Raw genomic sequence first — 25,194 nt, forward strand, 5'->3', positions numbered from 1 at the left:
GCTGCCGGTGATCAGCCGACGTTGTTGCCCCACAGGGTCTTGTCGTCCACGTTGTCCTTGGTCACCAGCGGGGCGGGCAGCTGGTCCTCCAGGCCGTTCGGGATCTTGACGATGGTGGAGTCGTGGTCGGTCTTGCCCGGCTGGAAGGTCTTGCCCTCGGCGGCGGCCTGGGCGTAGTACACCGCGTACTTGGCGTAGAGGTCGGCGGGCTGGGAGATCGTGGCGTCGATCTGGCCCTTGCGGATGGCGTCGAACTCCTGCGGGATGCCGTCGTTGGAGATGATCGAGATGTGGCCCTTCTCGCCGGCCGGCTTGAGCAGCTTCTTCTGCTCGAGGAGCGCCAGGGTCGGCTGCAGGAAGACGCCGCCTGCCTGCATGTAGATGCCGTTCAGGTCCGGGTGCTGGGCAAGCAGCGACTGCAGCTTGGCGGAGGCCACGTCGCCCTTCCAGTCGGTGGGCAGCTCGAACACCTTGATCTTGGGGAACTTCGTCTTCATACAGGAGGCGAAGGCCTCGGAGCGGTCGCGGCCGTTGATCGAGTCCAGCGCGCCCTGCAGCTCGGCGACCTTGCCCTCACCGTTCAGCTGCTTGCCGAGGTACTCGCAGGCCTTGGTGCCGTAGGCCTTGTTGTCGGCGCGCACGACCATGTAGACGTCGCCCTTGTCGGGGCGGGTGTCGACACTGACGACGGGGATCTTCTTCGACGCGAGGGTGTCCAGGGTGGAGGCGATGGCACCGGTGTCCTGGGGTGCCATGACGACGGCCTTGGCCCCGGTGTTCTGGAACACCTGCACGTTCGCGACCAGCTTGGTGACGTCGTTCTGCGAGTTGCTCAGCGGCAGGGCGTTGACACCGTCGGTCTTGATGTCCTTCTTCAGGTACTCGGCGTAGGAGTTCCAGAAGTCGGAGTCGGAGCGCGGCAGGTCGATACCGATGGCTGGTGCGTCACTGCTCGAGGCGGCCGAGTCGGAGCTGTCGCGGTTGCACGCGGTGACGAGCGACATCGCCGCCAGGACGGCGAGGACGCCTGCGGCGGTGGAGCGGGGGCGAGCGAGCTTCATGACCGTGTTCTCTCTTCAGGCAGGGCGGGGAGCCGCCGGGTGAGGGTGAAGGGGGCGTATTCGCCTGCGGGGGAAGGACGAGGCCGCCGACCGGGCAGTCTGCGGATCCGGCACAGGGGACGTGCGGACCGCATCAGACGGGGCGTGAGGGAGTGGCAGCCAGACGGACGTGGAGGCCGAACGACCGCACGGAGCACCGGTTGCTCACCGGAACGTGCAAGCCATTCCTCCGATGTATATCGGACGTCGAGGACGTTACGACGGCATTGCCAGCGTTGACAAGAGTCCACTGCCGCAGATTTCCGTGACATCGGCCCGCGGAGCGCCGCGAGCCCGCGCGGGCATCCTGGACTCTCCACCGCAACCGCTTCTCACCTGGGCCTATACCGACGTCAGGGGGCTCGGGGCACCGAGCGGCAGCAGCTCACGATTCAGCAACGACGCCGCTGCGGCCCCTTGCAGGAGGGGTCGACAGGGGTCGCACGAGGGGGTTTCCACCCTCGCGAGACCGCGAGATCCGTCCGACCGTCCTGCTCTCAGCAGGGAGGATGCGCGTGTGAGCGCTCCTTGGATTCATCGGAGGGAGGAGGCACTCCCAGCCATCATTTACCCGCAAAGACGTCGATATCGACCAGGCCTGCGGGGTACCGTCACCTGCGACGGAAAAATACATCCGAGGTTTTCTTGGTCAGTGGCTCCTTCTGCGCTTACAGTCACCCTGCCGCCATTCCTCCGATGACTGTGAAGATGCGCCGGCCCTCCGCAGGTCCTCACCCCCTCACGAACCACCCATGGCAAGGGAGTTGCCCAGTGAAACTGCTACGAGTCGGCGCGCCCGGCGAAGAGCGGCCCGCTGTCCGCACCGATGACGGCCAGCTGCTGGATCTGTCCTCCGTGGCCTCGGACATCGACGGCGCGTTCCTCGCCGGGGACGGTGTCGACCGGGCCCGCGTGGCGATCACGGCGGGCGGACTGCCCGAACTGGACACGGACGGTCTGCGGATCGGCGCTCCTGTCGCCCGCCCCGGCAAGATCGTCTGCGTCGGCCTGAACTACCGCGACCACGCCGCCGAGACCGGAGCGCCGATCCCCCCGCGTCCGGTGGTGTTCATGAAGGACCCGGGCACGGTCGTGGGCCCGTACGACGAGGTGCTGATCCCCCGGGGCTCGGTGAAGACGGACTGGGAGGTCGAACTGGCGGTCGTCATCGGCCGACGGGCGCGCTACCTCGACGGGCCTGCCGCCGCGCGGGCCGTGATCGCCGGTTATGCGGTCAGCCACGATGTCTCCGAGCGCGAGTTCCAGCTGGAGTACTCGCCGCAGTGGGACCTGGGCAAGTCCTGCGAGACCTTCAATCCCCTCGGCCCCTGGCTGGTCACCGCCGACGAGGTGGGCGACCCGCAGAACCTCGCGCTGCACCTGAGCGTCAACGGCGTCAAGCGCCAGGACGGCCACACCAGCGACATGATCTTCCCGGTCGACCACATCGTGGCGTATCTGAGCCAGTACATGGTTCTGGAGCCGGGCGATGTGATCAACACCGGTACGCCCGCGGGCGTGGCCCTCGGCCTTCCCGGCACCCCCTATCTGCGTTCCGGCGACACCGTCGAGCTGTCCGTGGACGGACTCGGCAGCCAGCGCCAGACCTTCGGCCAAGCGTGAAAGGCATCCCCTTGACTGCCAACTCAGCCCGGATCACCGCGGTCGACACCTACGACGTCCGCTTCCCGACCTCACGGGAACTGGACGGCTCGGACGCGATGAACCCGGACCCCGACTACTCCGCCGCCTACGTCGTGCTGCGCACCGACGCCGGCGACGGGCTCGAGGGCCACGGCTTCACCTTCACCATCGGACGCGGCAACGACGTCCAGGTCGCCGCGATCAACGCACTGCTGCCGCACGTGGTGGGGCGTGACGTGGCAAAGCTGTGCACCGACCCGGGCTCGCTCAGCCGCGACCTGATCGGGGACAGTCAACTGCGCTGGCTCGGCCCCGAGAAGGGCGTGATGCACATGGCGATCGGCGCCGTCGTGAACGCCGTGTGGGATCTCGCCGCCAAGCGGGCGAACAAGCCGCTGTGGCAGCTGCTCGCCCACGCCGAGCCCGAGTGGCTGGTCTCCCAGGTCGACTTCCGCTACATCGCCGACGCCCTCACCCCCAAGGACGCCCTGGGGCTGCTGCGCGAGGGCCGCACGGGGCTCGCCGAGCGCGAGACGACCCTGCTGGAGCGCGGCTACCCCGGCTACACCACCTCCCCCGGCTGGCTCGGCTACTCCGACGACAAGCTCACCCGGCTCGCCAAGCAGGCCGTCGCCGACGGCTTCACGCAGATCAAGCTCAAGGTCGGCGCCGACCTCGACGACGACATCCGGCGGATGCGCGCCGCCCGGGCCGCCGTCGGACCGGACATCCGCATCGCCATCGACGCCAACCAGCGCTGGAACGTCGACGAGGCGATCGAGTGGACCAACAGCCTCGCCGAGTTCGACCCGTACTGGATCGAGGAGCCCACCAGCCCCGACGACGTCCTCGGCCACGCCACGATCCGCGAGGCGGTCGCCCCGGTCAAGGTCGCCACCGGCGAGCACGTCCAGAACCGCATCGTCTTCAAGCAGCTCCTGCAGGCCGGCGCCCTCGACGTCCTCCAGATCGACGCCGCCCGGGTGGGCGGGGTCAACGAGAACCTCGCCATCCTGCTGCTGGCCGCCAAGTTCGGGGTGCCGGTGTGCCCGCACGCCGGCGGAGTGGGGCTGTGCGAGCTGGTGCAGCACCTGTCGATGTTCGACTACCTGACCCTGTCCGGCACCACCGAGAACCGGGTCATCGAATACGTCGACCACCTCCACCAGCACTTCACCGCACCCGTGGTGATGCGCGACGGCCACTACACCGCGCCGCTCGACCCCGGCTTCTCCGCCACCATGCGCGAGGAGTCCATCGACCAATACCGCTACCCCGACGGGACGTTCTGGGTGGCCGACCGCGCCGGACAGGAGGATGCGGCATGACCGGTCTGTCAGGTCTCAGAGCCGTCGTCACCGGAGGCGCCGCCGGAATCGGGCTCGCCACGGCCCACGCCCTGGCCGCGCAGGGCGCGGCAGTGGCCGTCCTCGACCTCGAACCCGCCGGTGTGCCGAAGCCGTTGCTCGGACTCAGGGCCGATGTGAGCGACGACGCCTCGGTGCGCTCCGCCGTCGAAGCTGCGGCCACCGCGCTGGGCGGCATCGACATCCTCGTCAACAACGCGGGCATCGGCGCCATCGGAACCGTCGAGGACAACCCCGACGAGCAGTGGCACCGCGTCCTGGACGTCAACGTCCTCGGCATGGTCCGCACCACCCGGGCCGCACTCCCCCATCTGCGCAGGTCCGCGCATGCGGCCGTCGTCAACACCTGCTCCATCGGGGCCACCGCCGGACTCCCGCAGCGCGCGCTGTACTGCGCCAGCAAGGGCGCCGTGCTCTCCCTCACCCTGGCCATGGCCGCCGACCACGTCCGCGAGGGCATCCGCGTCAACTGCGTCAACCCCGGCACCGCCGACACCCCCTGGGTGGGCCGGCTGCTGGACGCCGCCGACGACCCGGAAGCAGAGCGTGCCGCGCTCAACGCCCGCCAGCCCCTGGGCCGTCTGGTCACCGCCGACGAGGTGGCAGCCGCCATCGTCTACCTCGCCAGTCCGGCCGCGGCGTCCGTCACCGGCACCGCCCTCGCGGTGGACGGCGGCATGCAGGGGCTACGACTGCGCCCGGCGAGCCGGTCGTGAGGACCACCACGCTGGGCGGCAGCGCGGTCGAGGTCACGCCACTCGCGCTCGGCTGCGCCGGCCTCGGCAACCTGTACCGGCCCGTCACCGACGAGGCCGCCCTCGCCACCGTGGAGGCGGCCTGGGACGCCGGAGTCCGCACCTTCGACACCGCACCCCACTACGGGCTCGGCCTGTCGGAACGTCGGCTCGGCATGGCATTGCGCAACCGCCCTCGGGACACCTACACCGTCTCCACCAAGGTGGGCCGACTGCTCGTACCCGACCCGCAGGGCGACTGCGACGACGACCTCGCGAACGGCTTCGCCGTCTCCGCGACCCACCGCCGCGTCTGGGACTTCACCGCGGACGGAGTGCTGCGCTCGCTGGAGGCGAGCCTGGACCGCCTCGGCCTCGACCGGATCGACGTGGCCCTGCTGCACGACCCGGACGACCACGCCGAGCAGGTGCTGCGCGAGGCGTACCCGGCGCTCGAACGCCTGCGCACCGAAGGCGTGGTGGGGGCCATCGGCATCGGCATGAACCAGTCGGTGCTGCCCACCCGCTTCCTGCGCGAGACCGACATCGACGTGGTGCTGCTGGCCGGCCGCTACACCCTCCTGGACCAGGACGGCCTCACCGAACTGCTGCCGGAGGCCGCCGCCCGCGGCCGGAGCGTGGTCATCGGCGGCGTCTTCAACTCCGGGCTGCTCACCGCCCCGCGCCCCGGCGCCACGTACGACTACGCCCCGGCGCCCCAGCCGGTGCTCGACCGCGCGCTGCGCCTGCTGGAGGTGACCGAGCGCCACGGCGTTCCGCTGCGCGCCGCCGCCCTGCGCTTCCCCTTCGGCCACCCCGCGATCGTGAGCGTCCTGACCGGCGCCCGCTCCCCCGAAGAGGTACACGACACCGTCGAGCAGCTGCGCCGCCCGATCCCTGACGCCCTGTGGGACGAACTGCGCGCCGAGGGGCTGCTCGCCGAGGGCACCCCCGTCCCCGTATCGACGCCGTCGAAGGAGCCCTCATGAGGATCGCCCTGCACACCAGGGTCCGCGCCGACCGCGTCGAGGAGTACGAGGCGGCGCACCGGGAGGTGCCCGAGGAGCTGACCGCAGCGATCCGCGCCGCCGGGGCGAGCGAGTGGACGATCTGGCGCAGCGGCGCCGACCTGTTCCACGTCCTGGAGGTCGAGGACTACCCGGCGATGATCGCCGCGTTGGAGAAACTGCCGGTCAACATCGCCTGGCAGGCGCGGATGGCCGAGCTGCTGGACGTCGTCCACGACTACTCCGCAGAGGGCGCCGACGCCTCGCTGCCGATGGTATGGCAGCTGTGACCGTGCCACATCCCTGGCCGGGCATCATCGACGCCCACCACCATGTGTGGCAGCTCTCGGTGCGGGACCAGAACTGGATCACCGGCCCCGAACTCGCTTCACTGCGCCGTGACTTCACCCTCGCCGACCTGGCGCCGGAGGCCCGCGCCGCCGGCGTCTCCGCCACCGTGCTGGTACAGACGATCACCGTGCCGGAGGAGACACCGGAGTTCCTCGCCCTCGCCGCGTCAAGCGATCTGATCGCCGGCGTGGTCGGCTGGACCGACCTCACCGCCCCTCATGTCGCCGACGCTCTCGCGTGGTTGCGCGCGGGCTTCGGTGGCGAGTACCTGGTCGGCATCCGCCATCAGGTGCAGGGAGAACCGGACCCTCGTTGGCTCGTGCGCCCCGACGTGCTGCGCGGCCTGACCGCGGTGGCCCAAGCGGGACTCGTCTACGACCTGGTGGTGAAGCCTCATCAACTCAGGGCCGCCGCCGAGGCCGCCGCGCGCCTGCCGCACCTCACGTTCGTCCTGGACCACGCGGGCAAGCCGCCCATCGCCTCCGGCGCCCTGGACCCATGGGCCGAGGAGATCCGGTGGTTCGCCGCCCTCCCCAACACCGTCTGCAAACTGTCCGGCCTGGTCACCGAGGCGGACTGGGGCACCTGGACCATCGAGGACCTCAGGCCGTACACCGACACGGTCCTGGACGCCTTCGGTCCCGAACGCGTCATGTTCGGCTCCGACTGGCCGGTCTGCCGGCTCGCCGCCTCCTACGGCCAAGTGGCCGACACGGCACAGAAGCTGACGGCCTGGCTCACCCCCGCAGAACGCCACGAGGTCTTCACCGGCACCGCCGCACGGACCTACGGCCTGACCGTCAACGGATCGCCGGGCCCACTCCAGGAAGCACCATGCGCATAGCTCTCTTCATCACCTGCTTCAACGACACCATGTTCCCCCGCACCGGCCAGGCGGTGACCGCGCTCCTGGAACGCCTCGGCCACACCGTGGAGTTCCCACAGGCGCAGACCTGCTGCGGCCAGATGCACTTCAACACCGGCTACCGCCCCGAGACCCTGCCCATGGTGCGCCGCTTCACCGAGGTCTTCGCGGGCTACGACGCCGTCGTCGCCCCCTCCGGATCCTGCGCCGGCATGGTGCGCGACCACCACCGGACGGTCGCCGCCCAGTACGGGGACACCGCCCTCGCCGAGGCGGTCGAACAGGTGGCACCCACGGTGTACGAACTGTCGGAACTCCTCGTCGACGTGCTCGGCGTCACCGACGTCGGCGCGTACTTCCCGCACCGGGTCACCTACCACCCCACCTGCCATTCACTGCGCATGCTGCGCGTCGGCGACCGCCCGCTCAGGCTGCTGCGCGCGGTGAAGGGCATCGACCTCGTCGAACTGCCCGCCGCCGACTCGTGCTGCGGTTTCGGCGGCACGTTCGCGCTGAAGAACGCCGACGTCTCCAACGCCATGCTGGCGGACAAGATGCGCCATGTCCTGGACACCGGCGCCGAGTTCCTGACCGCGGGCGACAACTCCTGTCTCACGCACATCGGCGGCGGCCTGTCCCGGCTCCGCACCGGCGTCGGGACCCTGCACCTGGCCGAGATCCTGGCCGCCACGGAAGGGGGCGCACGGTGAGCGGCGCCGACAACGTCGTATGGCTGGGCACACCAGCCTTCCCCGAGGCCGCGCGCGAGGCACTCGCCGACACCCGGCTGCGGGCGAACCTGCGCCGGGCCACCGGCACCATCCGCGACAAGCGCCTCGCGGTCGCCGCCGAACTGGAGGACTGGGAGGAGCTGCGGGAGACGGCCGCGACGATCAAGCGCCGCACGCTGCGCCACCTCGACCACCATCTCCTGCGGCTGGAGAAGGCGGTGACCGCCGCGGGCGGAACGGTCCACTGGGCGGCGGACGCCGCCGAGGCCAACCGCATCGTCACCGAACTGGTCCAGAAGACCGGCGAGCGCGAAGTCGTCAAGGTCAAGTCGATGGCCACGCAGGAGATCGGCCTCAACGAGGCTCTCGCCGACGCCGGCATCCGCGCGTACGAGACCGATCTCGCCGAGCTCATCGTGCAGTTGGGCGGCGACCGGCCCTCGCACATCCTCGTGCCGGCCATCCACCGGGGCCGCTCCGAGATCCGGGAGATCTTCCGCCAGGAGATGCGGGCATGGGGCAAACCCGCCCCCGACACCCTCACCGACGACCCGCGCGACCTCGCCGAAGCGGCCCGGCTCCATCTGCGGGAGAAGTTCCTGCGGGCCAAGGTGGCCGTCTCCGGTGCCAACTTCGCCGCCGCCGACACCGGCACGGTGGTGGTCGTGGAGTCGGAGGGCAACGGGCGGATGTGCCTGACGCTGCCGGAGACACTGATCACCGTCATGGGGATCGAGAAGGTGCTGCCGTCCTTCGCCGACCTGGACGTCTTCCTCCAGCTGCTGCCCCGCTCGTCCACGGGCGAGCGTATGAACCCGTACACCTCGTTGTGGACCGGCGTCACCGAGGGCGACGGCCCCCGGGACTTCCACCTGGTGCTCCTCGACAACGGCCGAACCGCCACCCTCGCCGACGAGGTGGGCCGCCAGGCGCTGAACTGCATCCGCTGCTCGGCCTGCCTGAACGTCTGCCCCGTCTACGAGCGCACCGGCGGCCACGCCTACGGCTCCGTCTACCCCGGGCCGATCGGCGCCGTCCTGACCCCACAGCTCGTCGGCGTCGAGAACGCCGCCTCACTGCCCTTCGCCTCGACCCTGTGCGGCGCCTGCTACGACGCATGCCCCGTGAAGATCGACATCCCCGAGGTGCTGGCCCATCTGCGAGCCGAGGTCGTCGAGGCGAAGCGCCGGGACCGGCTGCTGCCCACCACCGAGGCACTGGCCATGAAGGCCGCGGCGACGGTGCTGTCCTCCCCCAAACGCCTGGCGGCGGTCCAGCGACTCGCAGCCCTCGGGGCCCGCCTGGTGGCTCGCGAGGGCCGGATCGGCTTCCTGCCGGGCCCCCTCGCCGGCTGGTCCGCGACCCGGGACGCTCCCGTGCCGGCCCGGGAGTCGATGCGTGCCTGGTGGCGCCGTACGAGAACAACGCGACGAGACGAAGGCCGTACGACGGCGCAAGGGAAGGAAGCACGATGAGCGGGCGCGAGACAGTCCTCAGCTCGGTGCGGGCGGCTCTCGGAAACGTGCCGGACTCCGAGCACCCCGTGGACGTCCCGGTGCCGCACGGACGTCGTGCGGACCACGCGGGGCCGGACATCGTCGGGCTGTTCACCGAACGCGCCGCCGAATACCGGGCGACGGTAGTCCGTGTGCGGCCGGCCGGCGCCGCGGCCGCCGTCGGGCGCGCCCTGGCACGCACCGGAGCACGGTCCGTGGTCCTGCCTCCGGGACTCCCCGAGGATCTCGTTCCCGAGGGGCCCTGGTCGCGGCTGGAGGACGTTCCGCCGCTGACGGTGGACCAACTCGACGCGGCGGACGCCGTGATCACCACCGTCGCCATCGCCATCGCCGTCACCGGAACCGTGACCCTCGACCACGGCCCCGGCCAGGGCCGCCGGGCCCTGACCCTGCTGCCGGACCAGCACATCTGCGTGGTCCGGGCGAGCCAGATCGCTCCCGACGTGCCCGAGGCGCTGGAACGGCTGGACCCGTACCGGCCGCTGACGTTGATCTCCGGCCCGTCGGCCACCAGCGACATCGAACTGGAACGGGTGGAAGGCGTGCATGGGCCGCGCGTCCTGGACATCGTCGTGATCGAGGACGCGTAGCGGCACCGGGCACGGCTCGGCGGACAAAAGCCCAGTGCGGCGGCGCCCTTCAGCGCCGCCGCATTGATGTCACTGCTCAGCTGTGTCCTTGAGCTGCTCTCAGCCGACCGGGCTGATCGTCCACAGCAGGTTGTTGCTCTGCTGCCACGTCCACTGCTTGGTCACCGACCCCGAGGCGACCATTCCGCCGCCGTCGAGGACCAGTCCCGTGCTGCGGTTGGCGATGGAGTACTGGCCTTGGCCTCGGTGCACGATCTGCCATTGCTGGGTGTTGCCGCCGTCCCAGGCCTTCTGCCGGGCAGGGTCGCCGTTGTTGGTGGCGCCCCAGCCGTCGGCGACCATGCCGTTGGTGCGGTTGACGAGCCGGTAGTAGCCGTTCCCGAGTTCGATGGCCTGCCACTGGAGATTGTTGCTGTTCACCGCCTCCCACTGCTTGAGGTTCGAGCCGCTCGCGACGTTGCCGCCGCTGTCCAGCACCAGATGGTTCGTGACATTGGCCAGCCGGAAGTACTTGTCGGGCCTGAACGTCACCTTCAGCGAGGCGATGACGTCGTTGTTGCCGGTCACCCGGAGGTCGGGGGTGTTCGAGGTGAACGTCCAGGCGGTGCCGGTGAAGTTGTCGCCGGAGTAGCCCGTGACCTGGTAGCCGTCGGGCACCAGGAGGGAGGAGGTCATGGCGGGTCCCAGGCCGGCGGCGGACAGCTGGGCGGAGGTGTAGCCGCCCAGCGCCAGGACGGCCCGGGAGCCTTCGTAGTTGACATTCTGGAACACCGTCGCCGAGACCCGCACGGGCATGCCCTGTACCTCGACGCACACCACGGAGTCGATGGCGTTCGGAGCGGTGGCGGGAACGGTGACGTTGATCTGGTCGGTGACCGTGTACGGGAGCGAGACCGAGGGGTTGTTCAGCAGATAGACGCGGCTGATCGTGTTGTCGATCGCCGGGATCCGCAGCTGCCCGTTCGTGGGCCAGGTGAAGACGTGGGCGAAGAGCTTGCCGGTCTTCTTGGTGACCTTCCCCCAGGCGGGTTCCGCGGCGAACGGGCTGCCGCTGGTGCCGTGAATGCTGTCGCTGTACGTCGACATCCATGAGGCCAGACCGTTCAGGACGGTCTGGGTTCCCGCGCTGACCGAACCGTCGCCCTTGGGGCCGATGTTCAGCAGGTGGTTGCCGTCCCGGGAGACGACCGTCACGAGCTCGCGGACGATGTCCGAGACCGATCGGTAGGAGTTCTCCTTCGACGCGTCGTAACCCCAGGCGCCGTTCATGGTGGCGCACCGCTCCCACGGCCGGCCCATCGGCGTGCTGGGTATGCCGAACTCCGCGACCGCGTAGTCGCCCAGGCCGTGGTCCCGCTTGACCCGCTCGTTGACGATGAGGCCGGGCTTGCGGGCGATCAGCCAGTCGTAGAGGCCTTGGCCGTCCGATGTCAGCCACCAGTCCTCGAGGGTGGGGCTGGAAGGCTCGTCGAACCAGTCGCCGTCGAACCACAGCAGCGCCGGGTCGTAGCGGTCCAGGAGTTCCTGGAGCTGCGCCTTCATGTCGGCGATGTAGGCGCTGCGGGCGGCCTGCGAGGACATCGTGGTGAGACCGCCCTCGTGACGGTCGATCTGGGACGGGTGGTTCCAGTCGAGGATCGAGTAGTAGAGGCAGAACTTGATGCCTCGGCTCTCGCACTCCGTCTTGAGGTCCATGAGCAGGTCGGTCTGGATGCCGTTGTAGTCGTGCAGGTTGTACTGCTTGCTGCCTGTGGTGTCGGTGAAGCCGGGGACGTTGGAGTCCCACATCGCGAAGCCCTCGTGGTGCTTCGCGGTGATCACGATGTACTTCATGCCGGCGTTCTTGGCCAGTTCGGCGATGGTGGCGGCGTTGAACTGGGTCGGGTTGAAGTTCGCGGTGACCTGCGTCTGGTAGTCCGACTTGCTCCACTGCTGGCTGTCGAACGCCCACTCGCCCTGGCCGCGGTACGAGTACGACCCGAAGTGGATGAACATCCCGAACCTGGCCTGGTACCACCAGTCCATCTTCGAGGGGACGGTGTACGCCTCGGCGACGGAGGGCCAGAGGACCTGCGGCAGCCCGAAGGCCGCCACTCCTCCGGCGAGGGCGGCGGCCTTCATCAAAGAGCGTCTGCTGAGGGAGGCAGAGGACACGGTGCGGCTCCATGTGTCGAGAGTCGGGATGACAGGACGTCAGGAACGGCACGTCGACGTGATCGGCCGTGCTTCCCGTCGCCCTGAACTAGACATCGGATGGATTTATAGGAGCCTGAAGGTGGTTGCGTCTATAGCTGGGACGAGATTCAACCAAAACAGCACAGTAAACGGACGTTTCTAGAGGGGAGTCGAGCCTAGAAGGTCACCTTCCAAATCAGACGCCTGCTATACATCGGATCTATCGGTAGCTCACTGCCCCGTGACCCCCGCCTGGAGGGCGGCTTCGACGAACGCCGAAGCGAGCGGGTGACGGGAGCGGCCGTCACTGACCGCCAACGGCCCGTCCGCGCCGTGGAAATCGTCCGCGCCTCGTCGTTCCCTTCGGCACGGAGGAAGTACGGCAGGACGTCGGCGTACGACCAGCCGTGCGGCCCGGCGGCGGCCCAGCCGTCGTAATCGGCCTGGCTGCCACGGATGTACACCATCGCGTTGATGGAACTGGAACCACTGCCCCTGGCCGCCCGCACATACCGCCTCGCCCCGCCACACCCGAGACGGACAGGATCCTCCCCACTTCCAGCTCCTGACCCGCACGGCATGAAGGGCCGCAGCTGTGATCGACAGCGGCGGCCCTTCCCCATCTGGCCTGCTCCGTGGGCCGTGAGCAGCAGCAGGGAGCGAGCACTCGGCTCGCCCTCAGTCGGAGCCCGCGGAAGGGCTGGAGGTAGAGCCGCCGGACTCGACGTGCTCCCGCAACCACCGTTCGGTACTGCTGACGTGCAGCAGTGCGGCCGCCTGGCTGAGCGAGGCGTCGCGGACGGCCAGGGCCTCGAAGATCGCCTCGTGCTCCGTGATGGTCCTGACCGCGGCCCAGCCGTCGACCTGGCCCCGCCAGATCCGGGCCCGCAGCGTGCGGCCCGAGACACCTTCGAGCAAGGCCAAGAGGGACTCGTTGCCCGTGGCCGCGACTACGGCGCGATGGAACGCCGCGTCGTGTGCGTTGAGCAGTTCGACGTCGTCCCTGGCCTCCCTCATCGCGTCGAGGTGGTGCCTGACCTCGGCGAGCTGCTCGTCGGTGATACGGGTCGCGGCGAGCCCGGTGGCGACGGGTTCGAGCAGCCGCCGCACCTCCATCAGGTCCAGCAGCGCGCCGGCGTCGGCCTGGAGCAGTTCCACGGCACCGCCCAGGCCCTCCAGCAGAACACTCGCCTGCAGGCTGGTGACATACGTGCCGTCACCGCGCTTGACCTCCAGCACACGGGCGACCGCCAGCGCCTTGACCGCCTCGCGCGCCAGATTGCGGGACAGTCCCAGCTGGGCCGCCAGCTCCGATTCCGGCGGCAGCTTCGAACCGGGAGCCAGGGCGCCGGTCCGGATCAGCTCACGGATCTGCTCGATGGCCTTGTCCGTCAGGGACACCGTGCCCCCTCTTCATACGTGTGCGTTTCAGGCACGTCCGGTCTGATGAGCCCCCGGGCACGCAGATCGGCCCAGAGACCACCGGGAACGGGCCGACTGTGAAGTCCGGCGTTCCGCGCGACCTGGTCCCCGTCGCGCATGCCAAGGGTGACGTTGATGATACGGGGATGCGTGAAGGGGAAAGCGATCGCCGCCGCGGGCAGGGTCGTACCGTGCTCCTCACACACGTCCGCGATGGCCCGCGCCCGCGCGACGAGGTCGACCGGAGCGTCCTGGTAGTCGTACTTCATGCCCTCGGCCGGTCGGTCGCGGGAGAGCAGTCCCGAGTTGAACACGCCGACCGCGACGACGCTCTTGCCGTGCTCCGTCGCCGCCGGCAGGACGTCGTCCAGTGCCGACTGGTCGAGGAGGCTGTACCTCCCGGCCAGCATGACCACGTCGGCGGCGGTCTCGCGCAGGAACCGGGCCGGCATGGCCGACTGGTTCATGCCGGCCCCGATGGCCCCGACGACTCCTTGGTCCCGCAGGTCCGCCAGGGCGGGCATGGCCTCCTCAGCGGCCTGCTGCCAGTGGTCGTCGGCATCGTGCAGGTACACGACGTCCAGCCGGTCCAGCCCGGTGCGCTCGAGAGTGTCCTCGATGGACCGGAGTACTCCGTCCCGGCTGAAGTCCCACTCCCGCCGCAGATCGTCCCGTACGACGAAGCCCTCGCTGTCGACGCCCTGCGGCCGCTCGTTGGGGACCAGGAGACGCCCGACCTTCGAGGAGATGACGTACTCGTCGCGAGGACGGTCTCGCAGGGCCATCCCCAGTCGGCGCTCGGAGAGACCGAGGCCGTAGTGGGGGGCGGTGTCGAAGTACCGGATGCCCGAGTCCCAGGCGGCGTCGACGGCGGCCCTCGCGTCGTGGGCCGGGGTGACCCGGTAGAGGTTGCCGACGACTGCGGCCCCGAAACCGAGCTCGGTGAGCTCGACGGGCGTGTCGGCGATCTTCCTGCGGTGCAAGGTGCCCTCCTCGGGACGTCGGTGGCGTGTTGGTGATGTGTTGCCGGTCAGCGGCGGACGTGGGCGGAGCCGCCGCCCACCAGTGCCTCGACCTCGGCGAGGGACGCCATGGAGACGTCGCCGGGGGTGGTCATGGTGAGCGCGCCGTGGGCGGTGCCGTAGGCGAGGGCACGCTCAAGGCCGGTCCCGGTGTGCAGGCCGTAGATCAGGCCGGCGGCGAACCCGTCACCGGATCCGATGCGGTCCAGCACGTGCAGGCCGGGCATCTCGGGGCCCGCGACGAACCCTGTCCGCGCCGACCAGGCCGCCGAGGCCCAGTCGTTGACCCCGGCCGAGGGCACGCCCCGCAGGGTCGTCGCCAGCACGCTCACCTCGGGCAGCCGGGCAGCCACCTCGGACAGCACCTCTGAGACCTCGTCGGCACCGACACGTACCGCTCCGGGATGTTCGCCCGCCAGACCCAGCGCGCCCACCACGACGTCGGCGTGCCGGGCCAGTCGGAGGTCGACCTCGCGTGCCCGCTGCGGGCCGCCCCGGCCGGACCACAGGCTCGGGCGGTAGTTGGGGTCGTAGGAGACGGTCACACCGTGCCGGCGGGCGGCGGTCATCGCCTCCTCGGCGGCCGTGACCGTGGTGTCCGACAGCCCCGCGAAGATGCCGCCGGTGTGGAACCAGCGCGCGCCCGTGGAGAAGACGGAGTCCCAGTCAATGTCGCCCGGCCGCAGCTGGGACACCGCGGTGTTCGCGCGGTCGCTGACTCCGAGGGCTCCCCGGATACCGAAGCCGCGTTTCACGAAGTTGAGGCCGTTGCGGGCGGTGCGGCCGATGCCGTCGGCGGGAACCCAGCGGATGAGTGAGTTGTCGACCCCGCCCTGCAGGACGAGGTCCTCGGTGAGGCGGCCCACCTCGTTGTCCACGAGAGCGGTGACGACTGCCGTCCGCAGTCCGAAGCAGCGGCGCAGGCCACGTACGACGTTGTACTCGCCGCCTCCCTCCCAGACCTGGAAGGTGCGGGCGGTGCGGATCCGGCCCTCACCCGGGTCGAAGCGCAGCATCACCTCGCCGAGGGCGACCACCTCGGGTCCCCGCCCGGTCATGCCGCGCTCCTGTCCACGGCCTCTGCCGTCAGCCTCTGGATCTCCGCGTAGTTGCCGCGCTCCAGGTGGCCGGCGGCGGCCATCCAGCTGCCGCCGACCGCGAGGACCGCCGGATGGGAGAGGTACCGGGGCAGGTGCTCGGGCCCGATACCACCCGTCGGCACGAACCGGGCCTGTGGGAACGGCGCCGCGAGAGCCTGGAGCAGCCTGGTGCCGCCCAGAGGTTCGGCCGGGAACAGCTTCACGGTGGTGAGTCCGGCGCGCAGGGCCCGCATCAGTTCCGTGGCGGTGGCGATACCCGGCACGACCGGAACACCCAGCTCCCGGCAGGTGTCCACGACTTCGGCGTCGAAGCCCGGCGACAGCACGAATCGGGCACCGGCCGCGACCGCCCGCTTCGCCTGCTCGGAGGTGAGGACCGTGCCGGCGCCCACGGTGAGCCCACCGTGGGCCGCCATCGCCCGCAGCGCCTGTTCGGCGTCCGGGGTGCGGAAGGTGACCTCGGCGCACCGGGCGCCGCCCGCGGCGAGCGCCTCGGCCAGCGGAGCCGCCGTGGCGACGTCGGGCACAGTCAGCACGGGCAGGATCCGGGCGCCGGACAGGACCTCGGTCGCATCGGTGCTCATCTGCCGAGCCATCCGCCGTCGACGGGCAGGACGGTGCCGTGGACATAGGCGGCGGCGTCCGAGGCGAGGAAGACGGTGGCGCCCGCCAGATCGTCCGCGCTTCCCCACCGGCCGGCCGGGATGCGGTCCAGGATCGCCCCGCTGCGCTGCGGATCGTCGCGCAGGGCCTGGGTGTTGTCGGTGGCGATGTAGCCCGGCGCGATGGCGTTGACGTTGACGCCGTGCGGGGCCCACTCGTTGGCGAGCGCCTTGGTCAGCCCGGCGATCCCGTGCTTGGCGGCGGTGTAGCCGGGCACGGTGATCCCGCCCTGGAAGCTGAGCAGCGACGCGGTGAAGACGACCTTTCCCCTGCCCCGGGCCACCATCGCCGCGCCGACGGCCCGCGTCAGCGCGAACTGCGCGCTGAGGTTGACCTGGAGGACCAGGTCCCAGTCGGCGTCGGGGTGTTCGGCGGCCGGGGCGCGACGGATGGTGCCCGCGTTGTTGACCAGGATGTCGACCGGGCGTTCCCGTCCGGCCAGGTCGGCGCCCAGGGCGCGGACGGCGTCGGGGTCGGCGAAGTCGGTGCGGATGGCCTCGAAGGTACGGCCCGTGGCGACGACGTCCTTCTCGACGTCGCTGCCGGACTCCTCCAGCGAGGCGCTGACGCCGATGACGTCGGCGCCTGCCTCGGCGAGCGCGCGGGCCATGGCCCTTCCGATGCCGCGCCGGGCGCCGGTGACGACGGCGAGTCTGCCGGTCAGGTCGAAGGTCTTCACGCCTGGGCTCCCTCGGTGCCGTTGCCGCAGTCGACGAGTATCTTCATGACGTCTCCGCCGCCCTCCAGGGCCGTGAACGCCGAAGGCGCCTCGGTGAGAGGTACGACCTTGCTGATCAGCCGGTCGGCGGGGATGGTGCCGTCCGCGACCAGGGTCACCGCCCGCTCGAAGTCGGAGCGGTCGTACAACCGGGCGCCGACGAGCGTGAGTTCACGCCAGAAGAAGCGGTGCAGGTTGATCTCGCGGGGCCGGGGGTGGATGGCGACCAGGCACAGTCGGCCCCGCACGCCGAGCACGTCGACGGCGGTGTCCACCCCGCCCGCCGCGCCGGACACCTCGAACGCGACGTCGGCGCCGGCGTCGTCGGTCCACTGCCGGACGAGGTCGGGCACGTCGACGGCGGCCGGGTCCCAGGCGGTCAGCCCCAACTCCTCGGCGAGCAGCCGTCGGTGGGCGCTGAGCTCGACCACTCGGACATCGGCACCCGCGGCCTGCGCGACCAGGGCGATGAGGACGCCCACCGGTCCGCCGCCGACGACCACGACCCGTTCGCCGCCGCGCACTTCGGCCCGGCCCACGTCGTGCACGGCGACCGCCGTCGGTTCGACGAGTGCGGCCCGGTCAAGGGCGACCGAGTCCGGCAGCCGCAGGAGGGTGGCGGCGGGTACGGTCCAGCGCTGCTGCATAGCGCCGGGTGAGTCGATGCCGATGAAGTCGAGGTGCTGGCAGATGTGCCGATGGCCGGCTCGGCAAGCGGGACAGCTGTCGTCCCAGCGCAGCGGCATCACGGTCACCGCGTCGCCGGGCTGCCAGCCCTCGACCTCGGGTCCCACTCGTACGATCCGGCCGGACATCTCGTGTCCGAGGACGGCCGGCGCCTGGACCCGTGCGTCCATGTCGCCGTGGAAGATGTGCAGGTCGGTGCCGCAGATGCCGACGTAGGCGGGGGCCACTTCGACCTCGCCGGGGCCGGGCGGCGAACTCTCCGTGGGGGCCGTGTCCAGGGTGCGGGCCGCGGTGTAGCGGACTGCGAGTGTCATCGTCGTGAAGGTCCTTTCGGCGCGGGTGCCGGTGAGGGGCGGGCTACGACTGCGGGGCGGGGCGTGTCCGGTCCGTTGCCGGACGGTGTGCTCAGCCGGGCCGTAGCCGGTAGAAGTCGGTCGCGGTGTCGGCGAGGATCGCCTGGGTCTCGCTCGCGGAGCAGTCGGCGAGAAGTTCCTCGACGGTGGCGGCCCAGAGATTCCAGCCGCCCGCGAGCACGCAGACCGGCCAGTCGGAGCCGAACATGAGCCGCTGCGGGCCGAAGGCGGAGAGCAGCACGTCCCACACCGGCCGGATGTCGGCGATGGTCCACTTCTCGTGGTCGGCCTCGGTGACGAGGCCTGACAACTTGCAACGCACCTGCGGATGTCCGGCCAGGCGGCGGATCTGCCGTTCCCAGTCGGTCAGGTCGCCGCCGGCCAGGGGTGGTTTCCCGGCGTGGTCGAGGACGATCGGCAGGTCGGGGATCTGCTCGGCGAGCCGGATCGCCTGGGGCAGCTGGTGGCTTCGGATCAGGACGTCGTACCCGAGCCCGTGGTCGCGCACCGCACGCAGCCCGGCCTCCACGACGGGGCGCTGCAGCCAGTCGGGGTCCGGCTCCGCCTGCACGATGTGCCGGACGGCTCGCAGGCGGGTGCCGCCGGGACCAGTGCGCAGCCCGTCGAGGATGTCGTTGATGGCGAGGCAGGTCAGATCCACCCACCCGACGACCGCGCCGATCAGCGGATCGACGTCGGCCAGGGCCAGCAGCTCACGGGTCTCGGGCGCGGAGGCCAGGCACTGGACGACCACGGTCTGCTCCAGAGCGCGTCCCACGATCGTCCGGGTGGCGGTCCTGCGCAGGTTCCCGGTGCCGAAGGAGCGGCGGATCGGTGCGTGCCCCAGGTCGTCCAGCCAGGGCTGACGGCGTCGGTCGAGGTTCCACACGTGGTGATGGGCATCGACGAGACCGGGGCGCACGGTGTCAGACACGGGCCGCCCAGACGGGGCCGTCGGGGTAGGTGTACTCCTTGAGCGACTCGGGGTGCATCTGCGCGCTCAGTCCCGGGAGGGTGGGCGCGAGGTAGTGGCCGTCGGCGATGCGGACCGGGTCGACGAAGTGCTCGTGCAGGTGGTCGACGTACTCGATGACCCGGTCCTCGGTGGTGCCGGAGACGGCGACGTAGTCGAACATCGACAGGTGTTGCACCATCTCGCACAGGCCGACGCCGCCGGCGTGCGGGCAGACCGGGACGCCGAACTTCGCGGCGAGCAGCAGGATGGCGATGTTCTCGTTGACGCCGCCGACGCGCGCGGAGTCGATCTGCACGATGTCCACCGCGCCCGCCTGCAACAGCTGCTTGAAGACGACCCGGTTGGCGATGTGCTCGCCGGTGGCGACCTTGATGGGGCTGACGGCCTTGCGGACGGCGGCGTGGCCGAGGATGTCGTCGGGGGAGGTGGGCTCCTCGATCCAGTACGGCTGGTAGGGGGCGAGCTCGCGCATCCAGTCGATGGCGGGCTGGACGTCCCATCTCTGGTTGGCGTCGACGGCGATGCGGATGCCGTCTCCGACGGTCTCGCGGGCGGTGCGCATCCGCCGTACGTCGTCCTCCAGGGACGCGCCGACCTTCAGTTTGATCTGGGTGAAGCCGTCCGCGACGGCCTCGCGGGCGAGGCGGGCGAGCTTGTCGTCGGAGTATCCGAGCCAGCCGGGAGTGGTGGTGTAGGCCGGGTACCCGCGCTCCAGCAGACGGGCGATCCGCTCCTCGCGGCCCGGCTCCGCGCGCTTGAAGATCTCCAGAGCCTCGTCGGGGGTCAGCGCGTCGCTCAGCCAACGGAAGTCGACCTGGGCGACGAGTTCATCGGGCGACATCTCGGCCAGGAAGCGCCAGACGGGCTTGCCCGCCCGCTTGGCGGCGAGGTCCCAGGCGGCGTTGACGACGGCGCCGGTCGCCATGTGGATGGCGCCCTTCTCCGGTCCCAGCCAGCGCAGTTGGGGGTCGTGGACCAGGGTGCGCGCGAAGGTGCCGAGGTTCGCGCAGACCTCCTCGACGGACAGACCGACCACGTGCGGGGCGAGCGTCGCGATGGCGGCTGCCTGCGCGTCGTTGCCGCGCCCGGTGGTGAAGGCCAGGGCGTGGCCCTCCAGACCGTCGCCGGCGTCGGTGCGCAGGACGACATAGGCGGCCGAGTAGTCGGGCTCGGGGTTCATGGCGTCCGACCCGTCCAGGTGCTCGGACGTCGGGAAACGGACGTCCAGGACGTCCAAGGCGGTGATGCGGGGAGGTGAGGATGCGGCGGACGACATGACAGCAACTCCTGTGAAGGGGCGAGCGGGAACGAAGACCGTCTGTGGGGCGAGCGGCGGCGGACGGTGTCCAGTCGGCATGACACTAGATCGAGAGACATCCTATGTCTAGGCGCTTATCTGCTGAGATTCGGGTAAATTTGCCAGGATTCTCACGCTAGAGATTGGATGTCTATGGGTGCGCTCGGCGCATGGAGAGGCGAGCTACCCGTACGACGGGCTCACAACTGCCAGACCACGGGGAGCGAGGCATCGGCGCCGTCCGCCGAATAGTCGTGCGCGACGGCCAGCAGCTCGCCCATCCGTGCCTGCCAGGCGATGTTGACCGGAAGCTTCTCCAACTCGGCGATCATCGCCCCGTAGTCAGGAACCTCCAGCACGTGGAAGAGGTCCGTGCCGCTGCGCCAGATCGTCCACTCGCTCACCCCTGCGGCCCGGATGGCGTCGGTCAGCTCCTCCGGGACTTCACGGTGCGCGGCCTCGTACTCCTCGATGCGGTCGGGGCGCACCGTGGTGTGCAGGGCGATTCTCATGTGGGCTCCTTCTTCGGCATACATGGGATGACTGATGCCACGGGCGACTGTAGGCACCCAGCCCTGCATCTGGCAATGCATTGCTGGGATGTATGAGACCCAAGACCTGACCTATATGTGCGATTTCTAGTGACTCATGCTGATATTGCAAGACGTCTTGATGGCCAGAACATCTACTTCCTCAGGCAGGTCATGGGATCGATCTGATGCTTTTTGTCAATGGCGTTGCCGAATCGTAAGACGCTCCCGCTGACATCCCAGCGGCTGCCGATTCCCCTAAACAGGCAGGTCAGGCGGGTGTACCCGCGCCTCTGCACGCCGTTGGGGACGCTCGTCTGCCGCCCCGCCGACCTATATCGCGTGAATCACTGCGAAAGGACTCTTGTCATCGTCGGCAACAGCGCCGTAACGTCCTCACCGCTCGGGAGACATAGGAGCAATCCGCAGCGCCCGATACCCCAGCGCGTTCATGAATCCGTTGCGGCGACCTGCAGGCGCTCCGCCTGGAAGGCGAGAGCCGTCTCCCACCACCTCCCCGCCCCTCCCCCGGCTCGCGCCCCCGGCGAAGAAGAGAGATCCAGGCCATGAAGCTTCCCTCTACCCGTGCCACCGCCACCGCCACCACCGTTCTCGCCCTGCTGGCCCTCTCCACCGCCTGCAACCGGGAGAGCGGCGACTCCACCTCGGCGGCCGGCAACGACAAGCCCGCCATCGGTATCGACCTGCCCCGGTCGGACACCGACTTCTGGAACTCCTACGCCCAGTACCTCAAGAAGGACATCAAGACCGACGGCCTCAACGCCCTGCCGATCAGCAACTCGCAGAACGACGTCACCAAGCTGGTGGCCAACGTCCAGGTGTTTGAGAACACCGGGGCCAAGGCTGTCGTCATGGCCCCGCAGGACACCGGCGCCATCGTGTCCACCCTCGACGCCCTCGCGGCGAAGAAGATCCCCGTGGTCAGCGTCGACACCCGCCCCGACAAGGGCGACGTCTACATGGTCGTGCGCGCCGACAACCGGGCCTACGGCACGAAGGCCTGCGAGTTCCTGGGCAAGCAGCTCGGCGGCAAGGGCAAGGTCGCGGAGTTCCAGGGCGCGCTGGACTCGATCAACGGCCGCGACCGCTCCGAGGCCTTCGCGGACTGCATGAAGACGAAGTTCCCCAAGATCAAGATTTTCGAGCTGCCCACCGACTGGAAGGGCGACGTGGCCTCCGCCAAGCTGCAGAGCCTCCTCGCCCAGCACCCGGACCTGAACGGCATCTACATGCAGGCCGGCGGGGCGTTCCTGCAGCCCACCCTGGCCCTGCTGGAGCAGAAGGGCCTGCTCAAGCCGGCCGGCGAGAAGGGCCACATCTCGATCGTCTCCAACGACGGCATCCCGCAGGAGTTCGACGCCATCCGCAAGGGCCAGATCGACGCCACCGTCTCCCAGCCCGCCGACCTCTACGCCAAGTACGCGCTCTACTACGCCCAGGCCGCCGCCGAGGGCAAGACGTTCAAGCCGGGCCCGACCGACCACGACTCCACCATCATCAAGCTCCCCAACGGCCTGGAGGACCAGCTGGCGGCGCCGCTGGTCACCAAGGAGAACGTGGACGACAAGACCCTGTGGGGCAACAGCGTCAGCCAGTGACCGAGCGGTCGCCAGACGCGCGGCGGCCCGGGGACGGCCCGTCCTTCCCGCCGCGCGCGCCCTCCCCCTTCCGCACGCAAAGGACGGTACCCACCATGGCGGACACCGCGGCCGCCCCGGCGAACGACGCCCCAGGCCCGGCCCCAGTGGCCGAGGCGATCGGCGTCTCCAAGCAATTCGGCGCGACCGTGGCGCTGCGCGACGCCCGCATCTCCATCGCGGCGGGCGAGTCACACGCCCTGGTCGGACGCAACGGCGCCGGCAAGTCCACGCTCGTCTCCATCCTGACCGGGATCCAGCAGGCCGACACCGGAACACTCACGTTCTCCGGAGAAGGGGCCCCGGCGTTCGGCGACATCGACGCCTGGCGCTCCCGCGTCGCCTGTGTCTACCAGCGCTCCACGATCATCGGTGACCTGACCGTCGCCGAGAACCTCTTCCTCAACCGGCAGAGCCCGACCGCCCTGAGCCCCATCCGCTGGAAGAACCTGCGCCGCAGGGCCGAGGAACTGCTCGGCGAGTACGGCGTGGACGTCGACGCCGCGGCCGCCGCCAAAGACCTCACGGTCGAGCAGCGCCAGTTCGTCGAGATCGCGCGTGCCCTGTCCTTCGGAGCCCGGTTCATCATCCTGGACGAGCCGACCGCGAAGCTCGACGCGCGCGGCATCGACCGGCTCTTCGACAAGCTCCGCGACCTCCAACGCCAGGGCGTCGCCTTCCTCTTCATCTCCCACCACCTGCAGGAGGTCTACGACCTCTGCACCACCGTCACCGTCTACCGCGACGCCACCCACATCCTCACCGCTCCCGTCGCCGAACTCGGCCATCAGGCGCTCGTCGAGGCCATGACCGGCGAGTCCGTGACCGGCACCGTGGCGACCCCGTCCGACCGGGCCGCCGCGGCCGGTACGGGCGAGGAGCTGCTGGCGGTCGAAGAGCTGAACCTGCCGGGCAGCATCGAGAGCCTGTCCCTCTCGGTCCGCGCCGGGGAGGTGGTCGGGCTCGCCGGAGCCGCCGCCAGCGGCAACGTCCAGGTCGGCGAGACGCTGGCCGGCCTGCACCGCCCGCAGAGCGGGACCGTCACCATCGGTGGCCGGCCCTTGCGCACCGGCAGCGTCCCGGCGGCGCTCGCCGCGGGCATCGGCTTCGTGCCCGAGGACCGCCACCTCCAGGGGCTGGTGGCCGACCGCAGCGTCGCCGAGAACGCGACGCTCACCGTCACCGACCAGCTCGGCCCGTACGGCACCGTCCTTCCCTCCCGCACGAAAACCTTCGCCGGACGGATGATCCACAACCTGGACATCAAGACGCCCGGCCCGTCCACCCCGGTCTCGGCCCTGTCCGGCGGCAACCAGCAGAAGGTCGTCATCGCCCGGGCCCTGGCCACCGACCCGCACGTCCTCGTGGCCATCCGGCCCACCAACGGTGTCGACGTCAAGTCCAAGGAGTTCCTGCTCGGCACGATCCGGCACGTCGCCGATGGCGGCAAGGCCGCCGTGATCGTCTCCGACGAGCTCGACGACCTCAAGGTGTGCGACCGGGTGGTCGTCATGTTCCACGGACGCGCGGTCGCCGAGTTCGATCGCGGCTGGAGCGACCAGGACGTGGTCGCCGCCATGGAGGGCGTCTCGAAGTCGTCGCCGACATCCCCCACCGAACAGACCGAAGAGCACGGAAGGTAGTCATGTCCGCCACTACAGAAGTCACCGACACCGCAGTGACAGCGGCGGAGGCACCGGCCGGCAAAGCCCGCCGTGGCCTCGATATGGGCCGCTTCCGTGACCTGTCCCTGATCCCCGCCATCCTCGTGCTCGGCGTGATCGGCTTCATCGTCTCGCCGGCCTTCCTCACCGCCGACAACCTCATCGGGGTGGCACAGCAGTCCACCGAGCTCAGCCTGCTCGTCCTGGCCACCACCCTGATCCTCGTCGCCGGCCGGATGGACCTGTCGCTCGAGTCGACCATCGGCGTGGCCCCCGTCATCGCCGTCTGGCTCGTCCTGCCCACCAGCGGCGGCCGGTTCAACGGCCTCGGTCTGTTCCCCGAGTGGGCGGCCGTGCCCCTCTGCCTGGCCGTCGGAGCGGTCATCGGCCTCGTCAACGGCTTCCTCATCCTGAAGCTGCGGCTCAACGGATTCATCGTCACGCTCGGCGCCCTCACCATGCTGCGCGGTCTGCAGGTCGCCCTCTCCGAGGGTCAGTCCATCGTCGAACTGCCCTCCTCCTTCACCTACCTGGGCCGCGCGTCCTGGCTCGGCATGCCGGCGGCGATCTGGATCTGCGCGATGCTCTTCACGCTCGGCGGCGGGGCGCTGGCCTGGCTGCGGCACGGCCGCGCGCTGTACGCGATCGGCGGCAACTCCGAGGCCGCCCGCACCGCGGGGATCCGCGTCGACCGCATCGTCTGGATCGTCCTCGTCCTCGGCAGCCTGCTCGCCGCGTTCGCCGGCATCCTCTACAGCGGTCACTACGGCTCGATCTCCGCCACCCAGGGCAGCGGCTGGATCTTCCAGGTCTTCGCCGCAACCGTCATCGGCGGGGTCAGCCTCAACGGCGGCAAGGGTTCCGTCTTCGGCGCGCTCACCGGCGTCCTCACCCTGCAACTGGTGGTCAACGTGATGACGCTGGCCGGCGTTCCCCCGCTGTGGAACCAGTTCCTCAACGGTCTCATCATCATCGTCGCCCTGATCATCTCCCGCTTCGCCTCCGGCGAGAAGCAGGAGTAGG

Annotated in this window: 24 protein-coding genes; 12 read left to right on the forward strand and 12 right to left on the reverse strand. The window is 69.9% G+C overall.

The features are described 5' to 3' along the window. Positions 1 to 11: 11 nt before the first annotated feature. Positions 12 to 1,061: a sugar ABC transporter substrate-binding protein gene (locus tag ABKA17_RS35455; RefSeq protein WP_353696453.1), complete on the reverse strand. Its 1,050-nt coding sequence runs from the start codon at positions 1,059 to 1,061 to the stop codon at positions 12 to 14. An 810-nt stretch (positions 1,062 to 1,871) separates the two neighbouring features. Between ABKA17_RS35455 and ABKA17_RS35460 the strand changes: the two genes are divergently transcribed. Genes ABKA17_RS35460 through ABKA17_RS35500 form a run of 9 tightly spaced genes read left to right on the forward strand, consistent with a single transcriptional unit; the run spans position 1,872 to position 9,906 of the window. Continuing rightward, positions 1,872 to 2,723 carry a fumarylacetoacetate hydrolase family protein gene (locus tag ABKA17_RS35460; protein WP_353696454.1) on the forward strand — a complete coding sequence of 284 codons (852 nt, stop codon included), beginning with the start codon at positions 1,872 to 1,874 and terminating at the stop codon, positions 2,721 to 2,723. An 11-nt stretch (positions 2,724 to 2,734) separates the two neighbouring features. Continuing rightward, entirely contained in the window at positions 2,735 to 4,072 is a 1,338-nt protein-coding gene (locus ABKA17_RS35465; RefSeq protein ID WP_353696455.1) for an L-fuconate dehydratase, read from the forward strand. Next, on the forward strand, positions 4,069 to 4,827 hold the full coding sequence (locus ABKA17_RS35470; protein WP_353696456.1) for an SDR family NAD(P)-dependent oxidoreductase: 759 nt from the start codon (positions 4,069 to 4,071) through the stop codon (positions 4,825 to 4,827). The genes ABKA17_RS35465 and ABKA17_RS35470 overlap by 4 nt, the downstream gene beginning before the upstream one ends. Then, a complete protein-coding gene (locus tag ABKA17_RS35475; protein WP_353696457.1) occupies positions 4,824 to 5,834 on the forward strand; it encodes an aldo/keto reductase in 1,011 nt (336 codons plus the stop codon). Before ABKA17_RS35470 ends, ABKA17_RS35475 begins: the two co-directional genes overlap by 4 nt. After that, positions 5,831 to 6,142 (forward strand): L-rhamnose mutarotase, encoded by a 312-nt coding sequence (locus ABKA17_RS35480; RefSeq protein ID WP_353696458.1) that lies wholly within the window; start codon positions 5,831 to 5,833, stop codon positions 6,140 to 6,142. The genes ABKA17_RS35475 and ABKA17_RS35480 overlap by 4 nt, the downstream gene beginning before the upstream one ends. Next, complete coding sequence (locus ABKA17_RS35485; RefSeq protein WP_353696459.1) at positions 6,139 to 7,047, forward strand: amidohydrolase family protein; 909 nt, start codon at positions 6,139 to 6,141, stop codon at positions 7,045 to 7,047. Before ABKA17_RS35480 ends, ABKA17_RS35485 begins: the two co-directional genes overlap by 4 nt. Then, positions 7,038 to 7,778 (forward strand): (Fe-S)-binding protein, encoded by a 741-nt coding sequence (locus ABKA17_RS35490; protein WP_353696460.1) that lies wholly within the window; start codon positions 7,038 to 7,040, stop codon positions 7,776 to 7,778. Before ABKA17_RS35485 ends, ABKA17_RS35490 begins: the two co-directional genes overlap by 10 nt. Next, complete coding sequence (locus ABKA17_RS35495; protein ID WP_353696461.1) at positions 7,775 to 9,274, forward strand: LutB/LldF family L-lactate oxidation iron-sulfur protein; 1,500 nt, start codon at positions 7,775 to 7,777, stop codon at positions 9,272 to 9,274. The genes ABKA17_RS35490 and ABKA17_RS35495 overlap by 4 nt, the downstream gene beginning before the upstream one ends. Further along, positions 9,271 to 9,906 (forward strand): LutC/YkgG family protein, encoded by a 636-nt coding sequence (locus ABKA17_RS35500; protein ID WP_353696462.1) that lies wholly within the window; start codon positions 9,271 to 9,273, stop codon positions 9,904 to 9,906. The genes ABKA17_RS35495 and ABKA17_RS35500 overlap by 4 nt, the downstream gene beginning before the upstream one ends. Positions 9,907 to 10,005: 99 nt before the next feature. On the opposite strand, the gene ABKA17_RS35505 is transcribed toward ABKA17_RS35500, so the two are convergent. From ABKA17_RS35505 to ABKA17_RS35555, 11 genes are all read right to left on the reverse strand, one after another. After that, entirely contained in the window at positions 10,006 to 12,060 is a 2,055-nt protein-coding gene (locus ABKA17_RS35505; RefSeq protein WP_353696463.1) for an alpha-L-fucosidase, read from the reverse strand. Positions 12,061 to 12,257: 197 nt separating this feature from the next. Then, positions 12,258 to 12,704, reverse strand: a complete 447-nt coding sequence (locus ABKA17_RS35510; protein ID WP_353696464.1) for a GMC family oxidoreductase N-terminal domain-containing protein — start codon at positions 12,702 to 12,704, stop codon at positions 12,258 to 12,260. Between the two features lie 55 nt (positions 12,705 to 12,759). Beyond that, the gene (locus tag ABKA17_RS35515) at positions 12,760 to 13,482 is read right to left on the reverse strand and encodes a FadR/GntR family transcriptional regulator (protein WP_353696465.1); all 723 of its coding nucleotides are present in this window, start codon (positions 13,480 to 13,482) and stop codon (positions 12,760 to 12,762) included. Beyond that, complete coding sequence (locus ABKA17_RS35520; protein WP_353696466.1) at positions 13,473 to 14,486, reverse strand: aldo/keto reductase; 1,014 nt, start codon at positions 14,484 to 14,486, stop codon at positions 13,473 to 13,475. The genes ABKA17_RS35515 and ABKA17_RS35520 overlap by 10 nt, the downstream gene beginning before the upstream one ends. A 47-nt stretch (positions 14,487 to 14,533) precedes the next feature. Continuing rightward, positions 14,534 to 15,583, reverse strand: coding sequence for a PfkB family carbohydrate kinase (locus ABKA17_RS35525; protein ID WP_353696467.1), 1,050 nt, complete (start codon positions 15,581 to 15,583; stop codon positions 14,534 to 14,536). Continuing rightward, positions 15,580 to 16,209 carry a bifunctional 4-hydroxy-2-oxoglutarate aldolase/2-dehydro-3-deoxy-phosphogluconate aldolase gene (eda, locus tag ABKA17_RS35530; RefSeq protein WP_353696468.1) on the reverse strand — a complete coding sequence of 210 codons (630 nt, stop codon included), beginning with the start codon at positions 16,207 to 16,209 and terminating at the stop codon, positions 15,580 to 15,582. The genes ABKA17_RS35525 and eda overlap by 4 nt, the downstream gene beginning before the upstream one ends. Next, a complete protein-coding gene (locus ABKA17_RS35535; RefSeq protein WP_353696469.1) occupies positions 16,206 to 16,967 on the reverse strand; it encodes an SDR family oxidoreductase in 762 nt (253 codons plus the stop codon). The genes eda and ABKA17_RS35535 overlap by 4 nt, the downstream gene beginning before the upstream one ends. Next, positions 16,964 to 18,007: a zinc-dependent alcohol dehydrogenase gene (locus tag ABKA17_RS35540; protein ID WP_353696470.1), complete on the reverse strand. Its 1,044-nt coding sequence runs from the start codon at positions 18,005 to 18,007 to the stop codon at positions 16,964 to 16,966. The genes ABKA17_RS35535 and ABKA17_RS35540 overlap by 4 nt, the downstream gene beginning before the upstream one ends. Positions 18,008 to 18,098: 91 nt before the next feature. Next, positions 18,099 to 18,980 carry an amidohydrolase family protein gene (locus ABKA17_RS35545; RefSeq protein WP_353696471.1) on the reverse strand — a complete coding sequence of 294 codons (882 nt, stop codon included), beginning with the start codon at positions 18,978 to 18,980 and terminating at the stop codon, positions 18,099 to 18,101. Then, positions 18,973 to 20,298: an L-fuconate dehydratase gene (locus tag ABKA17_RS35550; protein ID WP_353696472.1), complete on the reverse strand. Its 1,326-nt coding sequence runs from the start codon at positions 20,296 to 20,298 to the stop codon at positions 18,973 to 18,975. Before ABKA17_RS35550 ends, ABKA17_RS35545 begins: the two co-directional genes overlap by 8 nt. 221 nt (positions 20,299 to 20,519) lie before the next feature. Next, entirely contained in the window at positions 20,520 to 20,831 is a 312-nt protein-coding gene (locus ABKA17_RS35555; protein WP_353696473.1) for an L-rhamnose mutarotase, read from the reverse strand. A 584-nt stretch (positions 20,832 to 21,415) separates the two neighbouring features. Here ABKA17_RS35555 and ABKA17_RS35560 point away from each other — a divergent pair. The 3 genes from ABKA17_RS35560 to ABKA17_RS35570 all read left to right on the forward strand — a co-directional run bounded on the left by ABKA17_RS35560 (position 21,416) and on the right by ABKA17_RS35570 (position 25,193). Next, entirely contained in the window at positions 21,416 to 22,468 is a 1,053-nt protein-coding gene (locus ABKA17_RS35560; protein WP_353696474.1) for a sugar ABC transporter substrate-binding protein, read from the forward strand. Between the two features lie 95 nt (positions 22,469 to 22,563). Continuing rightward, positions 22,564 to 24,150, forward strand: a complete 1,587-nt coding sequence (locus ABKA17_RS35565; RefSeq protein ID WP_353696475.1) for a sugar ABC transporter ATP-binding protein — start codon at positions 22,564 to 22,566, stop codon at positions 24,148 to 24,150. Between the two features lie 2 nt (positions 24,151 to 24,152). Beyond that, positions 24,153 to 25,193 carry an ABC transporter permease gene (locus tag ABKA17_RS35570; protein WP_353696476.1) on the forward strand — a complete coding sequence of 347 codons (1,041 nt, stop codon included), beginning with the start codon at positions 24,153 to 24,155 and terminating at the stop codon, positions 25,191 to 25,193. Position 25,194 lies beyond the last annotated feature (1 nt).

Origin of the sequence: Streptomyces sp. RG80 (assembly GCF_040446465.1) — a bacterium.
Taxonomy (GTDB): Bacteria; Actinomycetota; Actinomycetes; order Streptomycetales; family Streptomycetaceae; genus Streptomyces.

Coding starts and splice junctions, on each gene's coding strand:
- ABKA17_RS35470 (WP_353696456.1), top strand. CDS start 4,069: ATGACCGGTCTGTCAGGTCTCAGAGCCGTCGTCACCGGAGGCGCCGCC.
- ABKA17_RS35525 (WP_353696467.1), bottom strand. CDS start 15,583: ATGACCGGGCGGGGACCCGAGGTGGTCGCCCTCGGCGAGGTGATGCTG.
- ABKA17_RS35500 (WP_353696462.1), top strand. CDS start 9,271: ATGAGCGGGCGCGAGACAGTCCTCAGCTCGGTGCGGGCGGCTCTCGGA.
- ABKA17_RS35480 (WP_353696458.1), top strand. CDS start 5,831: ATGAGGATCGCCCTGCACACCAGGGTCCGCGCCGACCGCGTCGAGGAG.
- ABKA17_RS35565 (WP_353696475.1), top strand. CDS start 22,564: ATGGCGGACACCGCGGCCGCCCCGGCGAACGACGCCCCAGGCCCGGCC.
- ABKA17_RS35455 (WP_353696453.1), bottom strand. CDS start 1,061: ATGAAGCTCGCTCGCCCCCGCTCCACCGCCGCAGGCGTCCTCGCCGTC.
- ABKA17_RS35550 (WP_353696472.1), bottom strand. CDS start 20,298: ATGTCGTCCGCCGCATCCTCACCTCCCCGCATCACCGCCTTGGACGTC.
- ABKA17_RS35510 (WP_353696464.1), bottom strand. CDS start 12,704: ATGGGGAAGGGCCGCCGCTGTCGATCACAGCTGCGGCCCTTCATGCCG.
- ABKA17_RS35560 (WP_353696474.1), top strand. CDS start 21,416: ATGAAGCTTCCCTCTACCCGTGCCACCGCCACCGCCACCACCGTTCTC.
- eda (WP_353696468.1), bottom strand. CDS start 16,209: ATGAGCACCGATGCGACCGAGGTCCTGTCCGGCGCCCGGATCCTGCCC.
- ABKA17_RS35555 (WP_353696473.1), bottom strand. CDS start 20,831: ATGAGAATCGCCCTGCACACCACGGTGCGCCCCGACCGCATCGAGGAG.
- ABKA17_RS35570 (WP_353696476.1), top strand. CDS start 24,153: ATGTCCGCCACTACAGAAGTCACCGACACCGCAGTGACAGCGGCGGAG.
- ABKA17_RS35540 (WP_353696470.1), bottom strand. CDS start 18,007: ATGACACTCGCAGTCCGCTACACCGCGGCCCGCACCCTGGACACGGCC.
- ABKA17_RS35490 (WP_353696460.1), top strand. CDS start 7,038: ATGCGCATAGCTCTCTTCATCACCTGCTTCAACGACACCATGTTCCCC.